Source organism: Brevundimonas bullata (genome assembly GCF_003350205.1).
In the GTDB taxonomy this organism is placed as follows: Bacteria; Pseudomonadota; Alphaproteobacteria; order Caulobacterales; family Caulobacteraceae; genus Brevundimonas; species Brevundimonas bullata.
Map to the genome: position 1 here is coordinate 23,928 of NZ_QLLC01000018.1, position 26,422 is coordinate 50,349.

The 26,422-nt window shown below is 67.0% G+C and carries 25 protein-coding genes; 9 read left to right on the forward strand and 16 right to left on the reverse strand.

The annotated features are described in order from the left end of the window. Positions 1-16 precede the first annotated feature (16 nt). The 4 genes from DXK21_RS10115 to DXK21_RS10130 form a co-directional block, all read right to left on the reverse strand. On the reverse strand, positions 17-427 hold the full coding sequence (locus DXK21_RS10115) for a single-stranded DNA-binding protein (RefSeq protein ID WP_245945180.1): 411 nt from the start codon (positions 425-427) through the stop codon (positions 17-19). Between the two features lie 123 nt (positions 428-550). Further along, a complete protein-coding gene (locus DXK21_RS10120) occupies positions 551-2,740 on the reverse strand; it encodes a ParB/RepB/Spo0J family partition protein (protein WP_114817660.1) in 2,190 nt (729 codons plus the stop codon). Between the two features lie 28 nt (positions 2,741-2,768). Next, positions 2,769-3,719, reverse strand: a complete 951-nt coding sequence (locus DXK21_RS10125) for a DUF7146 domain-containing protein (RefSeq protein WP_114817661.1) — start codon at positions 3,717-3,719, stop codon at positions 2,769-2,771. Positions 3,720-3,726: 7 nt separating this feature from the next. Next, positions 3,727-4,422 carry a JAB domain-containing protein gene (locus tag DXK21_RS10130; RefSeq protein WP_114817662.1) on the reverse strand — a complete coding sequence of 232 codons (696 nt, stop codon included), beginning with the start codon at positions 4,420-4,422 and terminating at the stop codon, positions 3,727-3,729. A gap of 165 nt (positions 4,423-4,587) precedes the next feature. Between DXK21_RS10130 and DXK21_RS10135 the strand changes: the two genes are divergently transcribed. Both DXK21_RS10135 and DXK21_RS10140 read left to right on the forward strand, forming a co-directional pair. Beyond that, the gene (locus DXK21_RS10135; protein ID WP_114817663.1) at positions 4,588-6,384 is read left to right on the forward strand and encodes an ATP-binding protein; all 1,797 of its coding nucleotides are present in this window, start codon (positions 4,588-4,590) and stop codon (positions 6,382-6,384) included. A gap of 153 nt (positions 6,385-6,537) precedes the next feature. Further along, positions 6,538-6,762, forward strand: a complete 225-nt coding sequence (locus DXK21_RS10140) for a hypothetical protein (RefSeq protein ID WP_245945181.1) — start codon at positions 6,538-6,540, stop codon at positions 6,760-6,762. Positions 6,763-6,774: 12 nt separating this feature from the next. On the opposite strand, the gene DXK21_RS16945 is transcribed toward DXK21_RS10140, so the two are convergent. From DXK21_RS16945 to DXK21_RS10155, 3 genes are all read right to left on the reverse strand, one after another. Next, positions 6,775-6,981, reverse strand: coding sequence for a hypothetical protein (locus DXK21_RS16945; protein ID WP_245945182.1), 207 nt, complete (start codon positions 6,979-6,981; stop codon positions 6,775-6,777). A 122-nt stretch (positions 6,982-7,103) separates the two neighbouring features. Then, the gene (ku, locus tag DXK21_RS10150) at positions 7,104-7,964 is read right to left on the reverse strand and encodes a non-homologous end joining protein Ku (protein WP_114817666.1); all 861 of its coding nucleotides are present in this window, start codon (positions 7,962-7,964) and stop codon (positions 7,104-7,106) included. 100 nt (positions 7,965-8,064) lie between these two features. Next, complete coding sequence (locus DXK21_RS10155) at positions 8,065-8,301, reverse strand: DUF5961 family protein (RefSeq protein ID WP_114817667.1); 237 nt, start codon at positions 8,299-8,301, stop codon at positions 8,065-8,067. Positions 8,302-8,446: 145 nt separating this feature from the next. On the opposite strand from DXK21_RS10155, the gene DXK21_RS10160 reads away from it, so the two are divergent. From DXK21_RS10160 to DXK21_RS16520, 5 genes are all read left to right on the forward strand, one after another. Beyond that, complete coding sequence (locus DXK21_RS10160) at positions 8,447-9,205, forward strand: ImuA family protein (RefSeq protein ID WP_114817668.1); 759 nt, start codon at positions 8,447-8,449, stop codon at positions 9,203-9,205. Continuing rightward, positions 9,120-10,637: a Y-family DNA polymerase gene (locus DXK21_RS10165; protein WP_114817669.1), complete on the forward strand. Its 1,518-nt coding sequence runs from the start codon at positions 9,120-9,122 to the stop codon at positions 10,635-10,637. The genes DXK21_RS10160 and DXK21_RS10165 overlap by 86 nt, the downstream gene beginning before the upstream one ends. After that, positions 10,634-13,891, forward strand: coding sequence for an error-prone DNA polymerase (locus DXK21_RS10170; RefSeq protein ID WP_114817670.1), 3,258 nt, complete (start codon positions 10,634-10,636; stop codon positions 13,889-13,891). The genes DXK21_RS10165 and DXK21_RS10170 overlap by 4 nt, the downstream gene beginning before the upstream one ends. Before the next feature lie 487 nt (positions 13,892-14,378). Continuing rightward, the gene (locus DXK21_RS10175; RefSeq protein ID WP_114817671.1) at positions 14,379-15,404 is read left to right on the forward strand and encodes a sensor histidine kinase; all 1,026 of its coding nucleotides are present in this window, start codon (positions 14,379-14,381) and stop codon (positions 15,402-15,404) included. 320 nt (positions 15,405-15,724) lie between these two features. Then, positions 15,725-16,741 (forward strand): hypothetical protein, encoded by a 1,017-nt coding sequence (locus DXK21_RS16520; RefSeq protein ID WP_162790627.1) that lies wholly within the window; start codon positions 15,725-15,727, stop codon positions 16,739-16,741. A gap of 173 nt (positions 16,742-16,914) precedes the next feature. On the opposite strand, the gene DXK21_RS10185 is transcribed toward DXK21_RS16520, so the two are convergent. From DXK21_RS10185 to DXK21_RS10195, 3 genes are all read right to left on the reverse strand, one after another. Next, a complete protein-coding gene (locus DXK21_RS10185; RefSeq protein ID WP_162790628.1) occupies positions 16,915-17,295 on the reverse strand; it encodes a hypothetical protein in 381 nt (126 codons plus the stop codon). A 14-nt stretch (positions 17,296-17,309) separates the two neighbouring features. Further along, positions 17,310-18,128 carry a TIGR02587 family membrane protein gene (locus DXK21_RS10190; RefSeq protein ID WP_114817674.1) on the reverse strand — a complete coding sequence of 273 codons (819 nt, stop codon included), beginning with the start codon at positions 18,126-18,128 and terminating at the stop codon, positions 17,310-17,312. Between the two features lie 147 nt (positions 18,129-18,275). After that, positions 18,276-19,169: an SDR family oxidoreductase gene (locus DXK21_RS10195; protein ID WP_114817675.1), complete on the reverse strand. Its 894-nt coding sequence runs from the start codon at positions 19,167-19,169 to the stop codon at positions 18,276-18,278. Positions 19,170-19,386: 217 nt separating this feature from the next. Between DXK21_RS10195 and DXK21_RS10200 the strand changes: the two genes are divergently transcribed. Together DXK21_RS10200 and DXK21_RS10205 are read left to right on the forward strand one after the other, a co-directional pair. After that, complete coding sequence (locus DXK21_RS10200) at positions 19,387-20,328, forward strand: NAD(P)/FAD-dependent oxidoreductase (RefSeq protein ID WP_162790629.1); 942 nt, start codon at positions 19,387-19,389, stop codon at positions 20,326-20,328. A gap of 112 nt (positions 20,329-20,440) precedes the next feature. Beyond that, positions 20,441-20,728 (forward strand): SemiSWEET family sugar transporter, encoded by a 288-nt coding sequence (locus tag DXK21_RS10205; protein WP_114817677.1) that lies wholly within the window; start codon positions 20,441-20,443, stop codon positions 20,726-20,728. Between the two features lie 283 nt (positions 20,729-21,011). On the opposite strand, the gene DXK21_RS10210 is transcribed toward DXK21_RS10205, so the two are convergent. The 6 genes from DXK21_RS10210 to DXK21_RS10235 all read right to left on the reverse strand — a co-directional run bounded on the left by DXK21_RS10210 (position 21,012) and on the right by DXK21_RS10235 (position 26,422). Continuing rightward, positions 21,012-21,590 (reverse strand): alpha-ketoglutarate-dependent dioxygenase AlkB, encoded by a 579-nt coding sequence (locus tag DXK21_RS10210; protein ID WP_114817678.1) that lies wholly within the window; start codon positions 21,588-21,590, stop codon positions 21,012-21,014. Beyond that, positions 21,587-22,666 carry a DNA polymerase IV gene (dinB, locus tag DXK21_RS10215; protein ID WP_114817679.1) on the reverse strand — a complete coding sequence of 360 codons (1,080 nt, stop codon included), beginning with the start codon at positions 22,664-22,666 and terminating at the stop codon, positions 21,587-21,589. Before dinB ends, DXK21_RS10210 begins: the two co-directional genes overlap by 4 nt. A 299-nt stretch (positions 22,667-22,965) precedes the next feature. Further along, entirely contained in the window at positions 22,966-23,175 is a 210-nt protein-coding gene (locus tag DXK21_RS10220) for a hypothetical protein (protein ID WP_162790630.1), read from the reverse strand. A 1,006-nt stretch (positions 23,176-24,181) separates the two neighbouring features. After that, on the reverse strand, positions 24,182-25,354 hold the full coding sequence (locus DXK21_RS10225) for a zinc-dependent alcohol dehydrogenase (protein ID WP_114817681.1): 1,173 nt from the start codon (positions 25,352-25,354) through the stop codon (positions 24,182-24,184). A gap of 19 nt (positions 25,355-25,373) precedes the next feature. Next, entirely contained in the window at positions 25,374-25,889 is a 516-nt protein-coding gene (locus DXK21_RS10230; protein ID WP_245945183.1) for an SRPBCC family protein, read from the reverse strand. 74 nt (positions 25,890-25,963) lie between these two features. Further along, entirely contained in the window at positions 25,964-26,422 is a 459-nt protein-coding gene (locus DXK21_RS10235; protein ID WP_211306010.1) for a hypothetical protein, read from the reverse strand.

The following is a 26,422-nucleotide window of genomic DNA, read 5'->3' on the forward strand; positions in this document are numbered from 1 at the left end:
ATATGAGGGTGAGGATTCAGGTCGCCGCGCGGCCCCGCTTGCGAGTGCGGGCCGTCTCAGCGATTTCGTCAGCCTTGTCCGCCGAACCTTCCGCTTCGGGTTCCGCGGCCCGGTCGCCCGACCAGTCGAGGACGGTCAGCCGGTTCACCACCAGCTCCTTGGCGGCGCGTTCGGTCCCGTCCCTCGCCGTATAGCTCGTGTCGACGAAGGCCCCCACGACCAGGGCCTCGCAACCCCTGGCCAGGCCTCGGGCGATGACCTTCTCGTTGAGGCCCTTCGCCCAGCTGACGCAGTTGACGCCGACGATGCGGTCCTTGCCGCCGGCGTCCACGCCGCGCTTCTCGAGCAATCGGAACACCGCCTTGGCGAAGTCGGCGCTGATCTGGGGATCGGCCGCCAACCGGCCGGTGAACACCATGGTCTGCATGTCAGTCTCCTTGTGATCCGAGGCCGGGAAGACCTTCTCCCTCGTTCCGCCTCGCCCTCCTGAGCCCTTCCTCCCTCCGGAACCGGTTCCGCCGGGCGCCCCCCGACGAAACCGGCTTTCCGGTCAGGCCGCGTCGGTCGCCGCCGCGCTCTGGGCGCCGTCAACCAGGGCCGCCTCCCCGGCCGGCGTCACCACGAAGACGCCGACGCCCCATGTCCCCTCTCGGTCATCCGCTTCGCCGCCAGTCTCCGGATCGTCAGCGTCGGCGCCGCCCTCGTCAGGCGCTTCGTCCGCATCAGCGTCGGACGCGTCCGCATCGAGGACGTCGTCCGCGTCCTCCAGCGCCAGCCTCCATGACAGGCAGGCCGGCGCCCAGGTCCGCGCCTTCGCCTGGTCCTCGGTCCAGGCGACGAGGTCGCCCTTCCTCATGCGGGCCGGGGCCTCGGTCTCGGCCCCCATCCGCTCCAGCATGGTCAGCAGATGCTCGCGGGAATGCGGACGCAGATAGGCTCCATCCGGCGTCCACCAACGGGCAATGTCCGCGTCGCAGAGGTCGGCGATCTCGGCGGCCTCGGTCCTCGCCGCCTTCCGCACGAGGCTGTTTCGGTCCTCTCGCAGGTCGAGGCTGAGGGCCGTCAGTTCCGCCAGCAGGCCCAGCCTGTCGCCCAGCTCCATGGCGTGGACCCAGGCGATGATCGTCAGGCCCGACGCCTCCCAGGCGCGACGCCGCTCATCGAGGCGTTCGCGCACCGCGCCGTCCAGGGCCTCGACGATGCGCCCCCCCGTCGGGTTGAAGATCGAGGCTGTGACGGCGAGGGCCGCCTCAGTCCGTCCGATCGACGGCCAGATCGCCACGGCCCCGAACAGCCGGGCGATCAAGGCCGTGAGCGCGACCTCCGGCGCGTCCGCCAGGGCGCGGATCAGACCGCGCGTCGCCATGTCCGTGCGGGTCGCGTGCAGGACATGACTGACCCCGTCGACCTCGGGAGCCGGGGCCCGCGCACGAGGCGGCGCATAGGCGCTGCGAGCCATCGGTCGTCCCGGAGACTCCGTTGTCTCTACGTCAGTCTCCCCGGCTTCGTCGCCCCTCGACCTGACTGGATCGACCTCGGCCTCGACCGGCCCGTAGCAATCGACCTCGACGCCGGTCCGCAGCGACGGACGCAGGACCAGCACGGTGGCCAGCCGTTGCCCGGCGCCGGCCTGATCCTGGGCGATCCGCGCCCGTACAAAGGTTTCCAGGCCTCCCGCACGGACCGCATCGGGCGCTACCGGTTCAATCGCCGCCACGGCCTCAGCCGCCGCCTGGGTGCGGTCGCGAGCCTCGTGATAGACAAGGGTCGCTTCCTCGGACAGGGCGCCATAGGCGTAGTAAAGCTGCTCCAGGTCCTCGGGCAGCTCCATCCCGTCGTCACCGGGAGCGAGGCGTACGGTCAGGCCCTCCGCCTCAAATGGCGCCGCAATCTCCGCCGCGCGTTTGAGCCAGGCCCGCGTCAGGGCCTCCGGATCCAGCAGGACAGGCGGCATCTCCCCGAACAGATCAGCCTCCGTCCGCCCGCCCTCGGCCGCGTAGAGCGCAGGCGTGACCAGGCCGCAGCGGGGATCCCGGTCCGTGATCCGGCCCTCGCCCAGCTGTTCCTGGATGCGCCACTCCGCCAGACCATGTCCGTCGAGGACGCTTTGGGCCATTTCCACCTGCTGGGCCTTGTCCTTCAAGCGCGCCAGCAACCTGGCCTGGCGCAGGGTGATCTTGCCGGCTTTCAGCGCCTCCAGGGCGACGGCTGGAAGCTTCGACAGGGCCGCCAGACGGCGGATCTCGACCTCGCCATAGCCCAGGGCGCGGGCGATGACCTTCACGCCCAGCCTTTCCCTCAGCATCCGGCCGATGGCGGCGATGACGTCGGCGACGTGAACCGGGGCGGCGGTGTTGGTCAGGACGACCGCCGCAGCCTGGCGCTTCCGGTCCGTCTCGACGAAGACCTCCATGGTATGATCGTCGTCGATGAAACCGCCGTCACGCAGCAGCCGGAGCGCCAACAACCGGCGACGCCCGTCCAGGACCATGTAGGCGGCTTCGTCGCCCAGCCCTGGCCGTACGGTCGGAAGCTGCAGGAGGCCGGCGGCGGCGATCGTGTCGGCCAGTTGCGGAATGTCGTCGTCCGGCGCCTCGCCGTAGCGGAGGTTCTCGGGGGCGATGTCGAGGTCGCCGAGACGGACGACGGCCTGGCGGCGTGTGGATGCGAACGGCCCCGAGGGTGAAGGCGTCGAAGCCGGAGCCCCAGCAGCGGCGGGGCGTGAAGCGGAACGGGTCATGGGTCTTCTCCCGCCGGTTCGGCGAGGCCTATCCCCGCCTTGCCGGCACCCCGCTCCGCCCTTCCTCCTTCTCCCTGCCAGCGGCCTCCGCATCATTCCAGTCCCCGAAAGGGGCCGGCGGCAGACGGATGGAGGCCGCTACGCCCTCGCTCCTCAGACGCGTGCAAAGCGCCGCCGCCGCCCCCTCGCCCGCACGGCCGCGATCCCCCGCGATCAGGACCCGGCGTACGCCCAAGGGGGGCGACCAACGCGCCAGGTTGCCAGCGGACAGCAGGGCCCAGCCGGGGAGATCGAAGCGCGCCATGGCCGAGAGCGTCGTCACAACCCCCTCGCCGACGACCATTTCGGTCTCCAGCGGCGAGAGACGAACCGCGACGCCGCCCGGCGCCGATCCGACCGTCTTGCGCGGAAGTCGAATCCGACGCGCCGCCCGGCCGTCCGGATCCAGATAGGCGATCTCCACAGCGCGCATTTCATCGTCCGGGGCACGGATCGCCGCAATCAGGGCCGGACAAGTCGGGCTGTCAGGTCGAAACACCGATAACGGCGCGCCGGGGTGGCGGCGCAGGTCCTCGGGCATGGATCGGAGACGGAGCCCGCGGTGTCTGAAGTAGCGAAGGCAGAGATCGCCTTCCGCGAGCGGCAAGGCGCCCCCCCAGACCATCTGGGCGGCAGCCATCCGCCTGCGAGGCGGCGGCCGTATGGGCGTGACCGACGCCCGCCCGAATACGCCCGTCTTTGCACCCGTCAGGCGCCCAGCGGCGCCGATCAGGCCCAGACCGACGAGATGGGCTCGAACCTCGCGCCAGCCCGTCGAACCAAAACCGTGGATCACGACTCGATCCTGCTCCAGCAAAAGGGAGACTGACCGGTCCGCCCTGCTGTGACCTGGCGCCGGCACGTTGGCGCTTCGTCCACCGTGGTGAAGGTCGCCGCCAAGGGCGGCGACGATATCATGGAGCCCCGTGGCGCGGATCATGGCGTCCTCACATCAGGCCGAGGGCGCGAAAGCTCTTCGTCCCTTCCCGGCCGACGACCACATGGTCGTGGACCTCGATGTCGAAGATGCGTGCGGCCTCGAGAATCCTCCGGGTCATCTCGATATCCGCCCGCGACGGCGTCGGATCGCCGGAAGGATGATTATGAACCAGGATCATGGCCGAGGCGGACATCTCGAGCGCCGTTCTCAAGACCTCTTTGACGTAGACGGGCGCGTGGTCGGTCGTGCCCGGCGCCCGATGCTCCTCGCGCATCAGGACATTGCGTTTGTCGAGATAGAGGACCCGGAACTCTTCCCGGGGAAGATGGGCCAGGGCGACCCGGAGATAGTCCACGAGCGCGCTCCAGGAAGACAGGACGGGACCCTGGGAGGCCAGATCGCGCGCCATGGCCGAAGCCAGAGATCTCGCTCTGGCGATGTCGGAGACCGCCGCGTCGGAAAGTCCTTGTGCGCGCAAGATCGGCGTGGCCGTCGCGGCCACCGCGGCGAGGGAGCCGGCTTGCGCAAGCAGCCGTCTGCTGACGCGACGGGCGTGCATGACGCCCAGCCTCGTTTCCAGAAACCCTGCCAGGATTTCAAGATCGGGATGGTCCGGCCGGGCGTTTCGTGATCGCCGGGCGTTTCGCGTGGCCACGGGCAAGACGTTTCCCGGCGCGTCGCCGGCATGGGGTTCGATGGTCATCTGAGGGTCCTCGTCGCCGCTCCGGTTTGGAGCCCCCCCTGGCTCCCTTCCTCCTCACTCCTGATCATCGCTGGACAGAGCAGGCGCACATTCCGGGACCCTCTGGGACCTTGAGGCTTTGTTGACGAAGGCGGTCTCAGGATCGCGCAAAAGGGAGAAACGGTCATGACCCCCAAGAAGAGGCGGCGGATCGGGGAGGCGCTCAGGCAGCGGGCCGGGCAGTGGCGCACGCGCATAGGCTTCAGCTTGCTTATCGCCCTGGCCTTCTGGCCCATGGTCGGTCTGCGCTTCGCCCTGATCTGGACCGTCGCCTATGTCCTGGTCCAGGCAGGGGAAAGGTTCGTGACAGCGGTCTGGACCGCTTCGCCGCGGCTGAGGCGCCGGCTCGCTCCGATCGGCGTCAGCCTGGTCCTCTCCAGCAACCTCCTCTTCGCTGTCTTCGCCCTGCGCCAGGCCATGACCCTGGAGACCCAGGGCCTGGTCTGCGCGGCTCTCTTGCTGTCCGGCGCCCTGATCAACGGCCTCATGGTAACCGCCGGTTCCCGGACGATCACGGCAGTGACGCTGGGTCCTCATCTGTGCGCGCTTGCGGCCCTGCCCGTCTTCATGCGCATCCGGTACGACCAGCCCCTCCCTGCCCTGCAGCTTCTGGTCGCCGGCCTGCTGCTGGCGGCGGCTACGGTCGCGGCTGTACGCGGCCTGTCCGCCGCCCTTGCCCAGCGCCGGACAGCCGAGGCGACGGCCGTCGCCGCGCGTCGTCTGGCCGAAGCGGCCAGCCGCGCCAAGAGTGATTTCATCGCCAATATGAGCCACGAAATCCGGACGCCCCTCAATGGGGTGATCGGCATGGCGCGCGCCCTGTCCCAGGCCGACCTGCCCCCTCGCGAAAAGGAGCAAAGTCTCCTGCTGGTCGATTCCGGCGAAGCCCTCCGCGTCCTGCTCAACGACATGCTGGACCTCTCCAAGATCGAGGCCGGCAAGCTAACGATCGACGCCCGTCCCTTCGCTCTCCGCCCGATGCTCGAGGGCGTCACCCGCCTCTTCGAACCAGCGGCCGCCGCCAAGGGATTGACGATCGGCCTCGAGATCGCACCCGGCCTGGCCCGGACCTGGATCGGCGACGAGGCGCGCATTCGTCAGATCCTTTCCAATCTGGTCTCGAACGCGGTCAAGTTCACGAGTACGGGAGGCCTGGTCGTAAGCGCGGCCCCCGCAGGCGGCTCCAGCGGATCGGCAGCCTTCGCGGGGCTTCGGCTCGCCGTCGTCGACACGGGCCCGGGCATAGATCCCGCCCAGATGGATCGTCTCTTCCAGAAATTCGTCCAGCTCGACGAATCCTCCACCCGTCGCCATGGCGGTACGGGACTCGGACTCGCCCTGTGCGCGGATCTCACCTCCCTGATGAAGGGCGAGGTCCAGGCCCGACGCAGGCCGGGCGGCGGCATGGAGTTCGTCGTTCTCCTGCCGCTGGAGATCAGTCAGACCGATTTCGCCGAGACCCCGACCCTCAAGCCGGCTGCGCCGGCCGTCGGCGACGGCGACGGCGCGCCGCTATGGGTTCTTGCCACCGAAGATCACCCCACCAATCGCAAGGTTCTCGAACTCCTGCTCGAGCCGACCGGCGTGCACTGTCGGTTCGTCGAAAACGGCCAGGAAGCGGTCGAGATCTGGCGCGAGCAGGACTGGGACATCATCCTGATGGACGTGCAGATGCCTGTGATGGACGGCCTCGCCGCGACCCGCGCCATCCGGTCGGAGGAAGCCTTCGGCGGCCGCCGGCGAACGCCGATCATCGCCCTCACGGCCAACGCCTTGCAGCACCAGCAGGAAGAATATGCGGCTGCGGGGATGGATGACTTCGTCGGCAAGCCCGTACAGCCGGATCGCCTGTACGCGGCGCTGAGCCGGGCGGCCGAACAGTCTGCGCCTTCGACTCGGTCAGCGGACGCCGCCCAGGCCTAGTCGCGGCGACTCAAGTGGGCGCAGCCGCTTGTCCCGACGAGCGCGCCGCGAGGGCGCCCGGCATTCGATTTCGCGGAACCCCGAGCCGGCCGGATCGTTTGATGCGCCAAATCGAGGTAAAGCGGCGTGAATTCATACTTTTGCATTGTTAACATGCCCGGCGTTCCCGCGCGTGAAATCAGGGTGCTGGACGTGCGCGACGACGCCTCGGCCATACAGGCGCTGTCCCCTGTCGCCGCCGAATGGGTCGGCTTCGACACCATCTGCCTCTATCAGGGAGAACGCTTCATCCAGGTGCTGAGCAATCCGGCCCTGGGCTTCCCCCAGGACGCACTGGCCCTCCCGCAAGACCCGACGCCATGGGCCGAGGCGGCCTGAATCCGCGCCCCCTCATCCTTCTTCCTGGCCGGCGAACCAGGCCGCATAGGCGGTATTGCGCGCCAGGCGGCGATTGACGTCAGGCGCGCCGTCGCTCCACCACGGCGGCCCCCTTTCGCCCAGTGAAACCTTGGCCGCCTCCACCTCTTTGCGAGCGAGAAGCAGGGCCTGTTCATCCCCTGCCCGCAGGGCGTCCCGCACCGCCCTGCGGGCGCGCATCAGGTCATCTACGAGGCGCTCGCGCGCCTCTGGAGCGAGAGATGGGTTGGAACATCGCCACAGGCGCCCCCGCACGACGAAATACCGCCCGTCCGGCGTAACGGGATGGGGGCTATCGTCCCTCAACCGGCGCGACGGCGCGGCGAGGCTCGGGACGTCTTGGCCGGCGCGGGCGACTTGGAGGTGCGTCCACGTCCCTTGGTCCGCGGAGCCGCCCCTTGGAGACTGGCGCGAAGGGCGGCCATAAGGTCCACGACATTGGTGTCTTCCGGCTCGGCCGAGCGCACCGGCTTCTGGCCCTTCTGCTTGGCCGCGATCAGGGCCTTGAGCGCCTCCTCGTAGCGATCAACGAACTGGTCAGGATCGAAGGGTCCGGCCTGCTGCTCGATGATGCGCCGCGCGATGTCGATCATGGCGGGATCGGGCGGCTTGTCCGATATCGCGCCGAACACGTCCCTTGTGTCGCGCACCTCCCCTCGGGTGCGCAGGGAATAGGCCAGAATGCCCTGGTCGCGAGGCTCCAGAGCCAAAAGGCGCTCACGTGTCGAAAGCACCACCCGGCCCAGGGCGATCTTGCCTTCCGACCGCATGGCCTCGCGGATGACGCCAAAAGCTTCTTCGGCGATCGCTCCGGCGGGAGCGAGATAATAGGGGTTGTCCCAGTAGAGCCGATCAATCTCGTCGGCGGGGACGAACCGCTCGATGTCGATCGTCTTGGTGCTCTCGAGCTTGACCGACTTGATCTCCTCGTCGGTGAGCAGGATGTATTCGTCCTTGGCGACGGCATAGCCCTTGACCAGAGACGACCGCTCCACGGGCCCGGTGTCGGGATCCGTCGTCACCATGCGGATACGGTTATTGGTCTCCGGATTGATGAGGTTGAAATGAACCTCCCCTCCCGAATTGGTGGCCGTATAGAGGGAGACCGGACAGGTCACGAGAGACAGACGCAGGTGTCCCTGCCATGTGGGGCGAAAGGCCATGATCCGAACTCCTGGCGAACATCAGGCTCGCCACCTCGGATTCAACACCGTCCCCCCGAATTCGCTCCGTCCCGATTTCAGGCTCGCAGACCGGTCAGCGTCAGCCGCAGGGTTCGGCCTGACCGTCGCCGAGGTCGATGACGAAGCAGTGTTCCTGACCGCCCTCCATCTCCGCCACGAAGACCCGGATCTCGTCGTCGGCGTCCACGGGCGGCGCATAGATTTCCGTGTAGCCGACGGCGGCGGCCTCGAAACTCGGCGCCTCTATGACATGTCCGTGGGCCCGTCCCACGCCCTCGGCATAGGCGAAATAGCGATGCTGTGCAGCTTCGATCATGGGCTCTCCTCCTCAAGTGAATGCGGCAGGCGACAAAAGGATTCCATGATTCGTCCGGGGATAAGCCTTTCTCCTGATTGACTCGGTCCCGGAATGAGAACCAGAACATAACAGGAACATTATAGACCTCGGAAAGGAGGCCGTCATGCACGTCCGGCCTGTAGCCGAGCTGGCCGCCTTGCGCGCCCGCATTGAAAGCCTGGAGACATCCGGACGGTCCCGCGCCGGCGTCCTGCCCTTCGGCGTTGCTATCGTCGACGCCGCCCTGCCCCAGGGCGGGCTGGCCCTCGGCGCCCTGCACGAGGTGGCCGGCGGCGGCGACGGGGCGGTGGACGGCGCGATCGCCGCCCTCTTCGCGGCCGGCATAGCCGCCCGCCTGCCGGGCCAGGTGCTCTGGTGCCTGACCCGGCCTGATCTCTTCGCCCCGGCCCTGCAGCAGGTCGGGCTCGACCCGGACCGCGTCCTCTATCTGGAGACCGGCGACGAGAAGAGCCTGATGGCCTGTTTCGAGGAAGGCCTGCGCCACGGCGGCCTGGCCGCCGTTGTCGCCGAGACCGCCCGCCTCTCCATGACCGCCTCGCGTCGCCTCCAGCTCGCCGCCGAAAGCTCGGGGGTCACCGCCATCGCCGTGCGGCGCTGGCGGCGCGCGAGCGAGGCCGCCGACTTCGGTCAACCGACAGCGGCGGTCACCCGATGGCGGGTGACCGCCCAGCCCTCCTCGCCCCTCCCCGCGCCCGGCGTCGGCCGCCCGCGATGGTTCGTCGAACTCCTCCGCTGTCGCTCCGGCGACTGCGCCGAATTCTCTCTGGAAGCCTGTGATGAAAAGGGTCGTCTCGCTCTACCTCCCGAACTGGCCGATCGATCGGCTGCGCCGGCGGCTGGGGTCCGCCGCACCGCCGCCTGAGACGCCGACCGTTCTTGTCGGGCGGGATCGCCGCCGACGGATCCTTACGGCCTGCAATCCAGCCGCCCGGACCCTGGGTCTGCGCCCTGGCATGGCCTCGGCCCAGGCCCATGCCCTCGTCCCCGGCCTGAAGCCCTTTGACTCCGCTCCTGCAGAAGACGCAGCCGCGCTTGAGCGCCTCGCCCTTTGGGCCATGCGCCGCTACGCCCCGGTCTGCGCGGCGGATGCGCCCGACGGTCTCGCCATCGACGTCACGGGCGCCGCCCATCTCCGGGGTGGAGAGGAGAAACTCCTGGTCGACCTGGAAGCGCGCCTAGAGGAAGCCGGCGTCCGCGCCAGGGCGGCCGTCGCCCCGACCTATGGCGCCGCCCATGCCGCCGCGCGTCATGGCGGCCCCGCCGTCATAGGCGCGGGCGAGATCGGCCAGTCTCTGTCCAACCTGCCCCTCGCCGCCCTCCGCCTTTCGCCGGACCTCATCCAGTCCTTGGGCCGCATGGGCTTTGAGACCATCCTGGATCTGGAACGCCAGCCCCGCGGCCCCCTGACGCTCCGCTTCGGGCCCGAGGCCGGCAAGCGCCTGGACCAGGCCTTTGGCCGGACCTTCGAACCCATCATTCCCGTCATCGAGATCGAACAGCCCCGGGTGGAGCAGGTCTTCGCCGACCCCATAGGCGCGCCCGAGACCCTGGCGCGCTACGTCGGTCTCCTGACAGACGCGCTTTGCGCGCAGCTGGAACGACAGGGCCTGGGCGCACGCCGCCTCGACTGGCTCTGTCATCGTGTCGATCATCGCATTGAGGCCGTCCGCGTCGGTACGGCCCGGCCTGTGCGGGACCGTCGACGCCTGACCCGACTGCTGCAGGACAAGATCGAGACCGTCTCGCCCGGCTTCGGCATTGAGCGGATGACGCTGACGGCCTCGATCGCCGAACCCCTGGACTGGCGGCCAAGCCCCTCCAGCCTGGCGGATGAGGCGGCGCCTGACGTCTCGGGCCTGGTCGATCTGCTGGCCAATCGCATCGGCGCCCGCAGCCTTTATCGCATGGCGCCTGCAGAGAGCGACGTCCCGGAACGATCCGTCCGCAAGACGGCCCCGCTCGCGGGCCCCTCCCTGGCCGCCTGGGCTCCGGACTGGCCGCGGCCGGTGCGTCTCTTTCCTTCGCCCGAGCCGGTCCAGACCATGGCGCTCCTGCCCGACAATCCCCCGACCCATTTTACGTGGCGCGGCGTGCGGCGACGCATTCGGCGGGCCGACGGGCCGGAGCGGATCTACGGCGAGTGGGGCCGGCGCGACGCCGAGATGTGGGCTGTCCGGGACTATTTCCAGGTCGAGGACGAGGCCGGTGAACGCTTCTGGCTGTTCCGGGCGGGCGACGGCCTCGACGCCCGGACCGGCTCCCAGGCCTGGTTCATCCACGGGCGGTTCGGATGAGGTACGCCGAGCTCCAGTGCGCCTCCCACTTCTCTTTTCTGAGGGGGGCCAGCGCCTGCGAGGAGTTGTTCGCCGAGGCGGCCGCCTGCGGTCTCGACGCCCTGGCGGTGACTGATCGCAACAGCCTGGCCGGGATCGTTCGCGCCCATGAAGCGGCCAAGGCCGCGGGGGTGCGCCTGATCGTCGGCTGCAGTCTGGAGCTGACCGACGGCGCCGTGGTCCTCGTCTATCCGACCGATCGGACCGCCTATTCGCGCCTGACCCGCCTGCTGACCCTTGGCAAGCAGAGAGGCGGCAAGGGCCGCTGCTTGCTGGACTGGGAGGATCTCGCCGGTCATGCCGAAGGCCTGGTGGCCATACTGGCGCCCGACCGGCCGGACGCCGCGGCCCGCCGTCGGCTCGAGCGGATGAAGGCGGTCTTCGGCCAGAACGCCCACGTCGCCCTCGCCCTGCGTCGACGTCCGCGAGACCAGATGCGCCTTCATGAGCTGTCATGCCTGGCGGCTGAGACCGGCGTCGCGACCGTGGTCGTCAACGACGTCCTCTACCACCATCCGGACCGCCGCATCCTGCAGGACGTCCTCACCTGCATCCGGGAAGGTTGCACCATCGACAGCGTCGGCTTTCGCCGCGAGCGTTCCGCCGACCGGCATCTGAAGCAGGCCGTCGAGATGCACCGCCTGTTCCGGGCCTGGCCCGAAGCTTTGGCCCGAACCCTGGAGATCGCCGACCGGTGCCGCTTCTCGCTCGACGAGCTTGCCTACCAGTACCCCGAAGAGGCCGGCCTCCCCGGGATGACGCCCCAGCAGGCGCTAGAGCATCTCACCTGGGAAGGCGCGAAGGCCCGCTATCCGGAAGGCCTGCCCGAAAAGGTCCGGAAGAGCCTGGAGCATGAGCTGCGCCTGATTGGGACGCTCGAATACGCCCCCTACTTCCTGACGGTCCACTCCATTGTTCGTTTCGCCCGCAGCCAGGACATTCTTTGCCAGGGCCGGGGCTCTGCCGCCAATTCAGCGGTCTGCTATGTGCTGGGCGTCACCTCAATCGACCCTGAACGCAACGACCTCCTGTTCGAACGCTTCATCAGCCAGGAGCGCAAGGAACCTCCGGACATCGACGTCGATTTCGAGCATGAGCGTCGCGAGGTCGTCATCCAGTGGATATTCGAGACCTACGGGCGTCGCCACGCCGCCCTGTGCTCTACCGTCATCCGCTACCGGTCGCGGGGCGCGCTTCGCGACGTGGGAAAGGCCCTGGGACTGTCCGAAGACATCATCAAGGGCCTGTCGTCCCAAGTCTGGAGCTATTCCAGCGAGGGCGTCGAGGACCGGCACGTCGAAGCGCTCAACCTCAACCTCGCCGATCGCCGTCTGCGGCTGGCCCTTGATCTGTCGCGTCAGTTGATCGGCTTCCCGCGACACCTTAGCCAGCACCCCGGCGGCTTCGTTCTCACCCACGACCGCCTGGACGACCTGGTTCCCATCGAGCCGGCGGCGATGAAGGATCGCCAGGTCATCGAATGGGACAAGGACGACATCGACGCCCTGAAGTTCATGAAGGTCGATGTCCTGGCCCTCGGCATGCTGAGCTGCATGAAACGCGGCTTCGATCTCCTGGCCGAACATAAGGGCGTCGCCCTCGACCTGGCGACCATTCCGGCTGAAGACCCCCTGACCTACGCCATGATCCGAAAGGCCGACACCCTGGGCGTCTTCCAGATCGAAAGCCGCGCCCAGATGGCCATGCTGCCTCGGATCAAGCCGCGCACCTTCTATGATCTGGTCATCCAGGTGGCCATCGTCCGGCCCGGTCCCATCCAGGGCGACATGGTCCATCCTTATCTGCGGCGTCGCGAAGGCCGCGAGGCGGTCGACTATCCCCGGCCCGAGCTGGAGAAGGTGCTGGGCAAGACCCTCGGCGTTCCCCTCTTCCAGGAGCAGGCCATGAGGGTCGCCATTGAATGCGCCGGCTTCACCGCCTCCGAGGCCGACCAGCTCCGCCGCGCCATGGCCACGTTCAAGTTCACGGGCGGGGTCAGCCACTTCAAGGACAAGTTGGTGGGGGGCATGGTCGAGCGCGGCTATGCGGCCGAGTTCGCGGAAAAGACCTTCAGCCAGCTTGAGGGCTTCGGCTCCTACGGCTTTCCTGAAAGCCACGCCGCCTCCTTCGCCCTGATCGCCTATGCCTCGTCCTGGCTCAAGCGTCATCACCCGGACGTCTTCTGCGCCGCCCTCCTGAACGCCCAGCCCATGGGCTTCTACGCCCCGGCGCAGATCGTCCGCGACGCCCGGGAACACGGCGTCGAGATCCGCCCCGCCTGTATCAACGCCAGCCGCTGGGACTGCACCCTCGAAAAGACCAGCGACAGTCGTTTCGCCGTGCGGCTGGGCCTGCGGATTGTGCGAGGCCTCGCCAATGCCGACGCGGCCCGCATCACGGCGGCGCGGTCGGACCGTCCCTTCGCCTCCGTGGACGATCTCTGGCGCCGCGCGGCCGCGCCCGCCGCCAGCCTGGTCCGCCTGGCCGAGGCCGACGCCTTCCGCCCTTCGTTGGGGCTGGAACGGCGCGAGGCGCTCTGGGCCATCAAGGCCCTTCGGGAAGCGCCTCTGCCCCTTTTCGCGGCCGCGGACGCTCGGGAGGGATCGGTCCAGGCGGAAGTGCCCGAAGCGACGCCTGACCTGAAACCGATGACGCCCGGTCGGGAAGTGGTGGAAGATTACGGCCACCTGGGCCTGACGCTGCGCGAACATCCCCTGAGCTTCATTCGGGGCGATCTTCAGCGGCGACACGTCATGACCTGCGCCGAGGGCACGGCCATGCGCGATCGCCGCCTGACACGGATCGCCGGCCTGGTCCTGGTGCGACAGAAGCCCGGCAGCGCCAAGGGGGTGATGTTCATCACTATCGAGGACGAGACAGGGGTCGCCAATCTCGTCATCTGGCCCAGCCTCTACGAGGCCCAGCGCCGTGTCGTCCTCTCTTCAAGCCTGCTGGTCGTCGACGGCAAGGTCCAGCGCGAGGGCGAGGTCGTCCACATCGTCGCCACCAGGCTCCATGACGGCTCAGACCTGCTGGCTTCTATAGGCGAGAGAGGCCAGGCCTTCCCTCTTCCCCACGGCCGCGGCGACGAGGCCCATAAAGCCAGCGGCTCCGATCCCCGCTGCGCGCCTCCACGGGCAGGTCAGGCCCGCGACATCTATATTCCCGACTTCTCTCTGGAGACGATCAAGGTGAGGTCCCGGGATTTCTGCTGAAAAACAGCCTTGCGGCGCAAAAGGCACGACGCGCAAAAGTTGATCTTCGGCAGGAACACCCGGCGCCTCGCGCCGCTTTGCGGTGACAGGGATCATCAACTACCGCCCGCCCTGTTCATGAGTATATGACGCATGCCCCGTAACACCGCCACGCCGGCTGCCCTTCGCGCTCTTCAACAGGAGGCTGAGAGGATGGCCCGGCTCTCGCCTTTCTCCGCCGACCGCGACCGGTTCAACAGAATCGCACAGCGCTACCGCGAAGAGGCGGAAAAGCAGGCCTAGAGGGCCGATTTTCCTTCTCCCGGACCGCACGGCAGCTTCGTTGCCGCCGCCGTCGCAAGCCTGAATTTCCAATGGCGGAGACAACGAGCCTGTCGCAGGGACTGATCTCCCGGCCCCCTGGGTCGCATCGCTTGGCGCTTGCTCTGAGGCCTTGATCGGGTCCAGTAAACTTGACCGTCCCGAAAGGGATACCGGACGCCAAGCCATGAACCAGCCGACCGCTCCCGTCTGGGCCCCGCAGCATCTACGGCTGGGCATACGGGCCGCGGGCGTGGCCCTATGGTCCTGGAACGTCGATACCGACCGTCTCACCATGGATGCCATGGGCTATGCCCTGTGGAATGTTCCCGAAAACGTTGAGGTCGCTTTTGAAGATCTCTCCAGATACATTCACCCCGCCGACAGGGACCGCGTCCGGGCGGCCTTCAATGCGACGCGAGGCATCGTCGGACCCTATGAGATCGATTTCAGGATTCTGATCGAAGACGAGGTGCGCTGGATTTCCGCCCGTGGCAGGGGCGACGACGAAGGCATTGTCGGCAATGTCATGTATGGCGTCTTCCTTGATGTGACAGGTCGCAAGCAGGCCGAAGAAGCCCACGAGCTTCTGGCGGGCGAGATGAGTCATCGGGTCAAGAACCTGATCGCCATCGCCGGCGCCCTCACTTCGATGTCGTCGAGGGCTCCGGGCACCAAGGAAGAGATGGCGAGCGAACTGACCAGTCGCCTCGCCGCCCTGGGCCGCGCGCACGACCTCGTTCGTCCTGTACCGGGCCAGACTGAAAACGCCGCCCTTCTCGCGGATCTTATGTCCATCCTGCTGAACCCCTACGACGATCCTGGCGCGTTCAGCGGGCGCATTCGGGTGGCTGCCCCGCGGATGGGCGTGGACGAGGCCGCCGCCACCGATCTGGCGTTGGTTATCCATGAACTGGCGACGAACTCACTCAAGTACGGTGCGCTCTCGAGCGCCAGCGGTCTGCTCGACCTGACGTGCACATTAGCCGAGGACGAAGTCGTCATGGTCTGGACCGAGCGTGGCGGCCCCGCCGTCAGCCCGCCGGCGAATGCTTCTGGATTCGGCAGCCGCCTGCTTGACCGGATCGTCACTCGCAAGCTGCGCGGGTCTATTGATTACCAGTGGAGCCCGGAAGGTCTGATCGCCACTGTGCGCGTGAAGGCCGAGAGACTGCTGGCGGACCGAGGGGCCCTCGACGAGGACAAGCCTTGAAGCCATAGGCCGCCCGAGATTGAAGGTCGCGCAAAACAGGGCGTCTTGTCCGTATCAGGTCCGGCGATCCGACCGTCCGTTTACGGCTTCGGTCTCGCCGTTCTCAACTGCCGGAGGCTTGCCGTGGGACGGCGGCTATGCCTGATGGCCGCCACGGCGACGGCCGTAAACAGCAGGCAAAGCGCAATCAGAACATAGTTCATGTTCCGTCTCGTCCCACACTCCAACCTCGCCCGAAGCGTTTGAAGACATTGCCGGCGAGGACCAGTCCAACAGCCACCGGAACCGCGAAGACGAAGACAAGGAGAAAGGCGGCTAGGGTGTTCATACGGGTGGAGCGTCGCCCGGCGCTGCGAAGTTCCCGCCCGCTTGTCGGAGGCCCGGGAGCAACCGACAGCACGCAGAGCCGTTCATCGCGGAACCTTCACCTTGACGAGCACACCATGACCTCAATCCGCTGTCTGCCCGCCGCCGCTGTCGCTGTCGCTGTCGCTCTCGTCGCCTGCCCAGCAGCAGCTCAGAACACCGGCGACGCGCCTTCCCAGCAGCAGGAACGGATCGGGGCCATTCTTGGCGCGCTTTTCGGCGACCGATTGGGCGTTACGACGTCGATCGAAGCCCAATGGGCGGCAGGACGCACGCCGCTCCTGACCCAACGCAACCAGTTCACCGCTCGTATTGATTCTGATGTCCGCTCCGGCGCGATCAATCAAACGACCGGAACCCGACTCAAGAGCGACTATGCGGCGCTTGTGGATCTCGAAACCCGCTATGGATCTGATCGTCGTTTTACAGCGGAAGAACGCGCGGACCTGGCCAGCCGCTACGAAGCCCTGGCCCGCGTGCTCGCGGACGGCCGCTATGCCGACCCCTCGTCAGAGGTCGCTTCGGTCGTCGCCGGCAAGGCGGACTTTGACCGTCGGGTCGATACAGCCGTGTCGGCGCGTCGCCTGAGCCGTACGGAAGGGTCGCGGCTCAAGGGCGACTACGCCGCCCTGATCCAGGTCGAAGCGGGATATCTGCGCGATGGCCAGATCACGGCTCGCGAACGCGAGGACCTCGACTTCCGGCTGGACGCCCTCGACGCCCGCGTCGGCGACGTGGGATACGGGAGCGGGACACCGGTCCAGACACCGCGCGTTCGTCTGGACGCCGTGCTTCGGGGCTTGCCTTATTCGGGCCTTTCCACCGCCGCCCAGACGCAACTGCGCATCGAGCACGGCGACCTTGACCGACTCGCTGCGGCTTATGAACGCCTTGCCCCGTCGGCGGATGACCGGACCTATCTGGAACGTCGCGTCGGCGAACTCGAGACCCGGGCCAAGGTGCGGCGCTGAAGCGTCGAGCGCTCGGCACGGCGGGGTAAGAGGCGACCGATCGCTGACCTGCCTCGCAACGTCCATCCACGCCCAGTCCGGCAAGAGATGCGGCTTGCCGCCTGAAAAGCTCAGGGCTTCGGCGCCTGCCGGAAGAGGCGCCGTCAAGGCAGGCCGCTGGCTTCTCCCATGTCTCAGGGATCGCTCCATCCCATGACCCGGACGCGCGCCTGGGGTTTCACACTGGAGGAAAACACCAGGGTCACCCGTTTTTCACCGCGCCCAGGCACGTAGTCGAGGCTGGCCCGCGCCCGCTCCCCTTCGGATTCGCCTTCTATCTCGACAGCGGCCGCCGTCATGTCGCCCTTGTTGAGCACCCTGACCTCCACAGCCCAACCCGATGCGACGGGCCGAGGGGCTTCCGGTCTGACAGAGAGATCCGGCGGCGACTGATGAGCGAATGCGGACCGAGCGAGCACCACGATTGCGGCCAGGGTGACGACGAGACCCACGAGGGCGCACAAGCCCTGCAACCGGGATAGCGTCGCCCCGTCGGATTTTTTGCGGCTCTTCATCCTGGTCATCATCCTCATACCAGAAGCCGGGCCGCCGCGGCCCCCAGAGCCGCCGGGAAAGCCAGCACGACCACATTAGCCACGACCGCGCCCGCCCCATGCCCATCGACAGCGGCGAAGGCCCACAGCATGGCGAAGCTCGCCGCCAGACAGAGAGCGTAGCCCGGCAGGGTGAAGTGCAGGAAGGCGCGAAGCGGCGTTTCCTTCTCTTCCTGGCCCGCAAAGCCTGCTTCGAAGACGATGACATGCAGGAGGACCATGGAGACGACCATCAGCCCCAGAGCGCCCAACGGCGTGGTCAGATAGGCGATCAGTCGCATTTCCTCGGTCGGCGCGAGATTCATGGCGAAATAGAGCGCACCCGCGAGCATGAGAAAGAGCTCGCCCGGGTAGGAGGCCTCGTCCTCTCCCCCTTCTTCTCCGTCGCCGGAAAGCTGGCGGCGGGCCACCAGGGCGCCCAGAGCCGCCGGCGCCGCCTGAAGGGATATCTGTCCGGTCGCCGAGGTCAGGGAAGCGTAATCAAGGACATTGAAGAGAGCCAGGAGCGCGGCTGAGGTCACATAGCCGACGGCGAGCGCGACCAAGGTGTCCAGGGTGTTGTTCATCAGACCCCTGCGCGCCGAAAAGCCCGCGTAATGCGCGAGACCGTAAAGCACCGGCAGCGCCCCGAGAACAAAGGCGAGGCGTCGCAAGGGGGGCGCGGACACGCCCAGCGCCCACATCTCCATCGTCATCAGGAGGGGCAGACTGAACAGCAGGGCCCCGCCGAAGGCGCGGCCGAGATCCGCGAGATAGCTCAGCTCCGATTTAGCCCCGTGAACCGCAGCTTCCATCCTTCCCCCTCATCTCCGGCGTCGTACTTCGACGCGATGCGCCTTCCGTAAGCCGTCGCTGAACCGCGCAGTCTCAAGCGTGCCTGGAGCCAACGTCGACCCAGCCTTGCTGTTCCTCTCTGTCGACCACCCGGCTTTTAGGATGTCTCACCCGACCCCCGCCCCGCCGGTCACACCCCAGACCTCTCCCGTGACAAAACTGGCTTCCTGTGAGGCCAGCAACACATAGACAGGGGCGATCTCCACGGGCTGTCCCGGACGGCCGAAAGCGCTATGGGCGCCGAACTGCTCGACCTTCTCCTGGGGCTGGCCGCCGCTGGGCTGCAGCACGGTCCAGAAGGGCCCGGGCGCTACGGCGTTCACACGCACGCCCTTGTCGATCATCTGTTTGGCCAGGGCCTTGGTGTAAGCGATGATACCAGCCTTGGTCGTGGCGTAGTCCAGCAGGATGTCCGACGGCTCATAGGCCTGTATCGAGGCGGTGGTGATGATGGACGCCCCCGGAGGCAGGTGCGGCGCCGCAGCCTGACACAGCCAGTGCAGCCCGTAGAGGTTGGTTTTCATCGTCGCGTCGAAATCCTCTGTCGAGACCTTTGACACGTCTTCTCGGTATTGCTGATGGCCGGCGTTGACGACGAGAATATCCAGTCCGCCGAAGGCCTCGACGACGCGCTCGACCATGGTCGCGTTCCAGTCCTCGTCGCGGATGTCGCCCGGCAACGCCAGCGCCCTGACCCCGGCTTTCTCGATCAGGGCGATCACCTCCCTGGCGTCCGCCTCCTCGGACGAAAGATAGCCGATCGCCACGTCAGCGCCCTCGCGGGCGAAGGCGATGGCGATCGCCCGCCCTATGCCGGAATCTCCGCCCGTGATCAGGGCCTTGCGCCCCTTTAGCCGACCATGGCCGACATAGCTGTCTTCGCCGTGATCCGGCCTGGGGCTCATGCGGCCCGCCAGCCCCGGCTCAGGCTGCGGCTGGCGGGGAAAAGGCGGTCGGGGGTACTGGCTGCGTGGATCCTGCATGGCGAGGCGATCTGTCATCGGGTCATCCTTGTGAGGAGGCGCGCGACGTCAGGCGGCGCGCTAACATGCCGATCTAATGCCGTCGCCTCCCGGCCCGTTCCGACCTCGCGCACCCTTGTGACCGACCCGGCCGGGGTCCTCACCCAGTCCTTAAGGCAAGGCTGTGGTCGCTGGGAACGCAACCTCGCCCTGCGTGCTTTGTTCGCTGGCGTATCAACTCGAGAAGAGCAAAGACGTGGCCGCAGAACTGAATGCTCGACGCGATGTCGTCGTCATCGGCGCCGGCCCGGCTGGCCTGGCCGCAGCCCTGTATCTGGCGCGATATCGTCGGGACATTCTGGTTCTGCATGACGGCAAGAGCCGCGCGCTGAGGATTCCTCTAACCCACAATGCGCCGGGATTTCCGGACGGAGTTCGCGGACCGGAACTGATCGCCCGGATGACGCGCCATGCCGTCCAGTACGGCGCCGCCGTCGAGGAGGCCGGAGTGGTCATGATCGACGCTGTCGCCGACGGATTTCACCTCCGGCTCAAGGACGGCTCTACGCGAGCCAGCCGCGCGGTCATCCTCGCCACCGGCATAGAGCTCAATCAGGTCGATCTGCCGGACGCTGTCCATGAGGCGGCGATCCGAGCGGGCGTGCTGCGCTATTGCCCGGTGTGCGACGGCTTTGAGCATACGGACAGACGGATCGGCGTGATCGGCTGCGATAGCAACGGCGCCGCCGAAGCCCTCTTCCTCCGGCAATACTCCGACGACGTCACCCTGATGCCCCTCAGCCATCCTGAGGTTTCCCCCGCCCAGGTGCAGGAGCTGGCGGCATCTGGCGTCAGCGTGGAAACGGGCGCCCTACTCGCTCTGGAACCGGGTGCGGACCGCATCGGCGTCCGGCTTGAAGGGCGCGCGCTTCTGGAGTTCGACGTCATCTATCCGGCCCTGGGGTGTCGGCCACGGTCAGTTCTGGCGGAGCAGCTCGGCATCGGTCTGACCGGAGCCGGTTGCGTGTCCGCCGCCGGCGTCGCCGATAGCGGCGTTCCCGGCGTCTTCGCCGCCGGAGACGTGGTGGAAGGTCTGGATCAGATCAGCGTCGCCATGGGCCACGGCGCCATAGCGGCGACAAAGGCTCACAACTGGCTCCGCGAGCAGGACCACGAGACGCTGCAGGCTAAAGCCTAGAACCCGAAGACCGGCTCCCGTCCAATACGGAGCGATGCGACCACGCCGTCAGAGTGATAGGCGACCTTCTGAACTCAGAGGAACAGCGGCTAAACGGGCACGTTGCGGTTTGATGAGCGAACTCGTTGCGAATATCGTGGGCTCGGCGGCGGCCGTCTGCTCCATCACCAGTTTTGCGCCTCAAGGGCTGAAGATCTGGAAGGAGAAGGACGCCTCGGCTGTCAGTTTGAAGACCTACGCACTGACGGTCACCTGCTTCATCCTTTGGGTGATCTACGGCGTCATGACAGAGGCATGGCCGGTCACGATCGCTAACGCCTGCGCCCTGGCGATGGCGTCAGGCGTTCTGGTCATGAAGTGGCGCTTCCGCGACGACGGTCCGAAAGCCGCCCATTCCTGAGCCGCGCTCTCGTGCAAGCTGACGCACTGCCGGGACGCGCGGGCGGCGTCGGCGGCTTGAACGCTTCCAGACGACTCCGCCCCGACGCCCCTGAAGCGTTCGTCGTGGTCCGAAACCACCGACGGCAGGACAAGGCGAGCCTCACGGCGATCCCACGTCCAACGTCCTCGCCCGGCCCGCTTGAGCTCGACCCCCGAGGGACATCTGGCGGCCGAGACCAGCCCTGATAACGCGTCTCCACCTGCCGAAGCGGTCGAAATCCCAGGATGCCGGGCCTGATTGTTCAGGCCAGCGTCCTGAAGGTGATCGAGTATCGCAGCGTCGTCATCGGCAAGATCGAATGCTCCCATTCCCGCCGGGCCTCGCCGAAAAGCCGATAGACCGACCCGGGCTCCAGCGGCGCGGCTGACCGGCGCCACCCCGTCCCATCCTTCTGGCGCAGGCGCATCACACAGGGAGCCAGCAGAGAGACGCCGAGAATCTCGCCATAGACAGGCCGATCCCGATGCCAGCCGATCCCGGCCCCCGGGGCGTATTCATTGACGAGGGCCTGAACGAAGTCGCCGCGCTTCACGCCTACCCGCTCGGCAAGACGGGCCAACAAGTCCTCCAGGAAATCCGGCCACGGATCGGCGACATCCAGCCTGCCCCGTTCCACGTCATAGCGCCGTCCGAAGGCGGCGATGCGCCGGAAGCCGAGGTAGCCGAGGTGCTCATAGGGTTTGAAGCTCAGACTCTGGAGCTCCGACGCCAGCTCAGCCTGCTCATCAGCGGTCAAAACGTCGGGCCGGTAGTCGAACCCGTCTGGTTTCGTCGTCGGCGCAGGGACATGGCCGAACAGGTCGGCCTGGACCGCCGTCATGACAGCGCCAGTTCGCCCACAGCGGGCTGGGCCGTCGCCTTCTCGAGATTGGAGATGGTGACCCCGACCAGGCGGATCCCCCTGGCAGGCGGATAGAGCGACCGCACTAGCAGGCGGCTGATCTCCCTGAGGCGGGCTTTCGATGCGACGGGCTCGGCGAAGGACCGGCGGCGCGTCGATTGCTGGAAGTCGGCCCATTTGACCTTCACCGTCACGGTCCGCCCTAGCGAACCGGCCTTCTCGCACCAGGCCCATACCTCGTCGGCCATCTCCTCGACGCCGGCCTCGATCGCCGCTGGCTCAACGAGGTCCCGCGCGAAGGTGGTCTCCGAGCCGCTGGACTTGCGCTCACGGTCCGGATTGACCGGCCGATGATCCTCGCCTCGGGCGATAGCGTAGTACCAGGCGCCCGACTTGCCGAAATGATGCTGGAGAAAGGCGAGCGACTGGCGACGCAGGTCCGCCCCCGTTTCGATGCCCAGCCGGGTCATCTTCTCCGCCGTCACCGGGCCGACGCCATGGAAGCGCTTGACCGGCAGATCCCGGACAAAGGCCTCTCCTCGGCCCGGCGCCACCACGAACTGGCCGTTCGGTTTGCGCTGATCCGAGGCCAGCTTGGCCAGGAATTTGTTGTAGGAAATCCCGGCCGAGGCCGTCAGCCCCGTCTCTTCCAGGATGCGGGCGCGGATCTCATCAGCGGTGGCGGTGGCTGTCGGCAGCCCCCTGAGGTTGGCGGTGACGTCGAGATAGGCCTCGTCAAGCGACAGCGGCTCTATCAGATCCGTGTAGTCGGCGAAGACGGCGTGGATCTGGGCCGAGACGGCGCGATAGACGTCGAACCGGGGCGGCGTGAAGATCAACTCCGGGCAGCGCCTCAGCGCGGTGCTCGACGGCATGGCCGACCGCACCCCGAATCTGCGCGCCTCATAGCTGGCGGCGGCCACCACGCCGCGCGAAGCGGCGTGGCCCACGGCCACCGGCCGGCCGCGCAGCGCAGGATCGTCCCTCTGCTCCACCGAGGCGAAGAAGGCGTCCATATCGACATGGATGATCTTGCGAGGCGTCGCGATTCCCATGACCGACGCGTAGCAGAAAGGGAACAGATCGGGAACAGTGCTTGGCGCATAGAGGGTCCTCGGCAACCGGCGGCCCTCCAAGACAGCGCGCCGCCGAACGCCTTCACTCCTTCCAGCACGCCGCGGCCGATCGAAGACGTGAGGTTCGCCGCCGAATCCCTGGCGGAGCGATGGGCGAGCCGGGAGACCGGTTTCGTCTTCAGCCTCGCCGCCGCCGCGTTACGCTCAATGCCCCAGCGCGCCGGAACAGGCTGGCCTGAACGCCATGACAGCTGACCGCGATGCGGACACGCCCCGCGTCAGGCTCGGCTAGAGGCTCCGAGCTCTTCTTCAACCTGGTGAAAAAGAGTCTGCGCCTCCCCATCATCCAGGGCTTCGATGTCGACCGCCCCGGTCAACTCGATCACAAGATGGATGACCGCCCGACAGGCTGCGCCGTCTCTGGGAGCCTCCGCCTCGACCCAGGCTGCAATGGCCGAAAGCGTGTGGAGAGCCTCCTGATCGGTCATGGGGCTGTCCGTCAATGAGGCGGCCGCCGCGATCTCACGCATTTCCCACAGAGCCCGCCGGCAGACTCCGGCTCCGCGCTCTGTCACAGGCCTCGGCCTTGTCGCGTTTTCCCTTGCGCGGACAATCGGGCTGACCGAGCCGGGAAAGCGCTGGGCCTGCGCCTCCAACCCTTTGTTCGCGCAGTCATCCGCGCATTCGACAACTCCAATAACGGCCCCGCCGAGCTGCGCGGTTTTTCAAAAATCGGGGCGACCCTGACCGGGAACCTGCGGATCAGGGGCAGGAACAAACGCCCGCCGCCTGTCCTGGATGTCGCCCATGAGCCACGACGGTCACAGTGCGTCCTGGTTGAAAGCACGGTCTCACTCGACGCCTGAACTTGTCATCTCATTTGGGGCTTGCGTCGCGCTGTCCCGGAAGGCCGCAGCGTCCTCGACCTGAGCGCCATTGTCGACCGGAGCCTGAGCAAAGGGGCCGGCCCAAAAGGCCCAGACGATCGCAAAGCCGATCGCTGTAAGCCCCAGGCCTGAGAGGAGGACCGTCAGTATGCGGCTCCCTCGGCGTCCCTGACGGGCGTGCGGGCCCTGATCGCAGCTGGGCCGCCCGTGTGTTCGGACGGGGCGTCTTCAAAGCGGTCAGACATGGCTTCCTCTCCAAGTTCAAGAAATTGAGGCTCGCTTCTGGGCCGGCATGGCGTCAGGCGCCCAAACCCAAGCTCATGAACCGCCTGACCCGGCCCCTGGAGCGTGCGGGCCTGCCCCTTGGCCACGTCGTCTCTATGGAAACTCGGGGGCCGGCCCCTGAGGTCGGGACTGGCAGGCGTCGCGCGTTTTGGAGGCGACGCCTGCCCGCCGAAGGATGGAGCGCATCACTGCCCCGCTTCCTCAATGGTTCATCCGCCAAAGGCGTTCCCTCCGCCAGGCAGAGGCAGGCGACGCGGCTGCGGCGATCCGCCGTCTTAATGGCGGGCACTGTTCAGAAGGCGCCGCCTGAACACTCTCGCCATCAGGGCTTGAGGACCACCTTGGTCCACTCATTGGGGTTGTCGTGGAAATTCTTGTAGGCCGCTGCGGCCTCCTCGAGCGGCAAGCGATGACTAATCAGGTCCGTGGTGTCGATCTGGCCGTCCATCACAAGCGCCAGTAGTTTGGGCAGGTATTTCTGCACATGGGTCTGACCGGTTTTCAGGGTGAGCCCCTTCTGCATGAAGGCGCCGATCGGCAGCTTGTCGCCGATCCCGCCGTAAACCCCCGGCATGGAGATGCGGCCGCCTTTGCGGCAGGCCATGATGGCCTCGCGAAGGACATGCTGGCGGTCCGTTCCCAGTTTCGTCTCCTGCTTGACCGCATCGATGATGTTGTCCGGAGCGAAACCGTGCGCCTCCATGCCCACCGCGTCGATACAGGCGTCGGGGCCGATGCCCGCCGTCATTTCCTTGAGGGCCTCAAGAATCTTGACCTCATGATAGTTGAGGACCTCAGCGCCGTTCTGCTTCGCCAGGGCGAGGCGGCGCGGATGGTGGTCGATGGCGATCACCCGCGCCGCCCCCATGTGGATGGCGCTCTTGATCGTGAACAGCCCGACCGGGCCGCAGCCCCAGACCACGACCGTGTCGCCCGGCTCGATCCCGGCGTTTTCAGCCGCCATCCAACCCGTCGGAAAGATGTCCGAAAGGAAGAGCACGCGCTCGTCTTCGATGCCGTCAGGCACGACGATGGGCCCGAAGTCCGAATAGGGAATGCGCGCATACTCCGCCTGCCCGCCTGCGTAACCGCCCGTCAGGTGCGAGTAGCCGAACAGCCCGGCGGCGGGGTAGCCATAGGCCACCTCGGAAGCATCGGACTTGTCGGCCGGGTTGGAGTTGTCGCAGGCCGAATACTGCTCCTTGCCGCAAAAGAAACACTGGCCGCAGGCGATGACGAAGGGCACCACCACCTTCTGCCCGATCCTGAGACTCGTATTGCCCCGCCCCACCTCGACGACCTCGCCCATGAACTCATGGCCGAGAATATCGCCGCGGTGCATGCCCGGGATGACGCTGTCGTAGAGGTGCAGATCCGAACCGCAAATGGCCGTGGCGGTGATCTTGATGATGGCGTCCCGGGGATTGATGATCTCGGGGTCGGGCACCGTGTCCACCCGAACATCATGTTTTCCGTGCCATGTCAGTGCGCGCATGAATTTCGTCCTTGAATAATCAGCCGCGCGGCGCGGCGTCGGGAGCCCGGGAGGTCGAGACCTCGCCTGTCTCCATCAGTTGCTTGAAACGGCGAAGCTCGCGTCGGGCCTGGACGCGCGGTTCGCGCTGCATCACCTTGGCCACGAGCTTGCCCACGGCGCCGGCCGGCGGGTCATAGCTGATCATGACCCTGACCTCGGTCCCTCGCCCGAAGGCGTTGTCGCGGAACTCGACCCAGCCTTCGTGATCGATGTCCGCCGCCTCCGTCGAGCGCCAGGCGATCTTTTCGCCCGGTCGGTCCTCCACGATCTCGGTTTCCAGTTCGACATCCATCCCGCCGGGCCCGGCAATGACCCAGTCGCGTCCGTCGCTGCTGACGGACAGGACATTAGCCATGAAAAGGGGAAGATTCCGGAACTCGCGCCAGAAGGCGTAGAGCTCGGATCGGGGCCGGTTGATCATGACCGCCTGGATGGACGACGAGGCATGATCCCCGTCGTGGACGTCGTCGTTCAGAAATCCTGTCGACGCCATATTCGCGTCAGTGCTTCTCGGCTGCGTCTGCATGGGTTCTCTCCGGTTCCTGGGCGGCGCGGCCGCCCTGCGGCTCATAGTTTTTCGCGCGCCTTGGCGAGGTCGCGAACAAGCTTGGTCCGCGTCTGGTCAAACCGCGTCTTCTCTTCGACGGCCCGGGCTTCGAGGCTTCTCATCTCGGCCCGAACAGCCTCCGCGCTGTCGGCGTAAGCCCGCTCGAGCGCCTCCATTTCGTCTGCAAGGCGCTCGACGCGACGTTTCTCGGCGGCGGTCGGCCCTTTGCGCGCCGTCACGCGCGCCGCTCGGGGACCGGCCTTCCCGACATCGACTGTCAGCCCCCGCTCGACGACCTCTCCGGGTCGCGCCCGAGCCGCTTCGGCGTCCTCGGCTTCCGGGGCTTCCCTGGCGAGGCCCGAAGCGAAGATGTCCTGCTGGATGCCCCAGGCGGCCAGGGCCTTGGGCCGGGAGGCGGCCGCCACCGTAAAACGATGGAAGCCGTCCGACCATTCAAAGACCTTCAGCCTGGGGGCCAT

Coding starts and splice junctions, on each gene's coding strand:
- DXK21_RS10140 (WP_245945181.1), top strand. CDS start 6,538: ATGCCCGGCGTTCCCGCGCGTGAAATCAGGGTGCTGGACGTGCGCGAC.
- DXK21_RS10190 (WP_114817674.1), bottom strand. CDS start 18,128: ATGGAAGCTGCGGTTCACGGGGCTAAATCGGAGCTGAGCTATCTCGCG.
- DXK21_RS10230 (WP_245945183.1), bottom strand. CDS start 25,889: ATGGCGTCGACAGGATTTCTGAACGACGACGTCCACGACGGGGATCAT.
- DXK21_RS10175 (WP_114817671.1), top strand. CDS start 14,379: ATGAACCAGCCGACCGCTCCCGTCTGGGCCCCGCAGCATCTACGGCTG.
- DXK21_RS10235 (WP_211306010.1), bottom strand. CDS start 26,422: ATGGCCCCCAGGCTGAAGGTCTTTGAATGGTCGGACGGCTTCCATCGT.
- DXK21_RS10120 (WP_114817660.1), bottom strand. CDS start 2,740: ATGACCCGTTCCGCTTCACGCCCCGCCGCTGCTGGGGCTCCGGCTTCG.
- DXK21_RS10205 (WP_114817677.1), top strand. CDS start 20,441: ATGAGCGAACTCGTTGCGAATATCGTGGGCTCGGCGGCGGCCGTCTGC.
- DXK21_RS10170 (WP_114817670.1), top strand. CDS start 10,634: ATGAGGTACGCCGAGCTCCAGTGCGCCTCCCACTTCTCTTTTCTGAGG.
- DXK21_RS10160 (WP_114817668.1), top strand. CDS start 8,447: ATGCACGTCCGGCCTGTAGCCGAGCTGGCCGCCTTGCGCGCCCGCATT.
- DXK21_RS10225 (WP_114817681.1), bottom strand. CDS start 25,354: ATGCGCGCACTGACATGGCACGGAAAACATGATGTTCGGGTGGACACG.
- dinB (WP_114817679.1), bottom strand. CDS start 22,666: ATGGGAATCGCGACGCCTCGCAAGATCATCCATGTCGATATGGACGCC.
- ku (WP_114817666.1), bottom strand. CDS start 7,964: ATGGCCTTTCGCCCCACATGGCAGGGACACCTGCGTCTGTCTCTCGTG.
- DXK21_RS10115 (WP_245945180.1), bottom strand. CDS start 427: ATGCAGACCATGGTGTTCACCGGCCGGTTGGCGGCCGATCCCCAGATC.
- DXK21_RS10125 (WP_114817661.1), bottom strand. CDS start 3,719: ATGATCCGCGCCACGGGGCTCCATGATATCGTCGCCGCCCTTGGCGGC.
- DXK21_RS10185 (WP_162790628.1), bottom strand. CDS start 17,295: ATGAAGAGCCGCAAAAAATCCGACGGGGCGACGCTATCCCGGTTGCAG.
- DXK21_RS10135 (WP_114817663.1), top strand. CDS start 4,588: ATGACCCCCAAGAAGAGGCGGCGGATCGGGGAGGCGCTCAGGCAGCGG.
- DXK21_RS10195 (WP_114817675.1), bottom strand. CDS start 19,169: ATGACAGATCGCCTCGCCATGCAGGATCCACGCAGCCAGTACCCCCGA.
- DXK21_RS10165 (WP_114817669.1), top strand. CDS start 9,120: ATGAAAAGGGTCGTCTCGCTCTACCTCCCGAACTGGCCGATCGATCGG.
- DXK21_RS10220 (WP_162790630.1), bottom strand. CDS start 23,175: ATGACCGATCAGGAGGCTCTCCACACGCTTTCGGCCATTGCAGCCTGG.
- DXK21_RS16945 (WP_245945182.1), bottom strand. CDS start 6,981: ATGCGCGCCCGCAGGGCGGTGCGGGACGCCCTGCGGGCAGGGGATGAA.
- DXK21_RS10130 (WP_114817662.1), bottom strand. CDS start 4,422: ATGACCATCGAACCCCATGCCGGCGACGCGCCGGGAAACGTCTTGCCC.
- DXK21_RS10210 (WP_114817678.1), bottom strand. CDS start 21,590: ATGACGGCGGTCCAGGCCGACCTGTTCGGCCATGTCCCTGCGCCGACG.
- DXK21_RS10155 (WP_114817667.1), bottom strand. CDS start 8,301: ATGATCGAAGCTGCACAGCATCGCTATTTCGCCTATGCCGAGGGCGTG.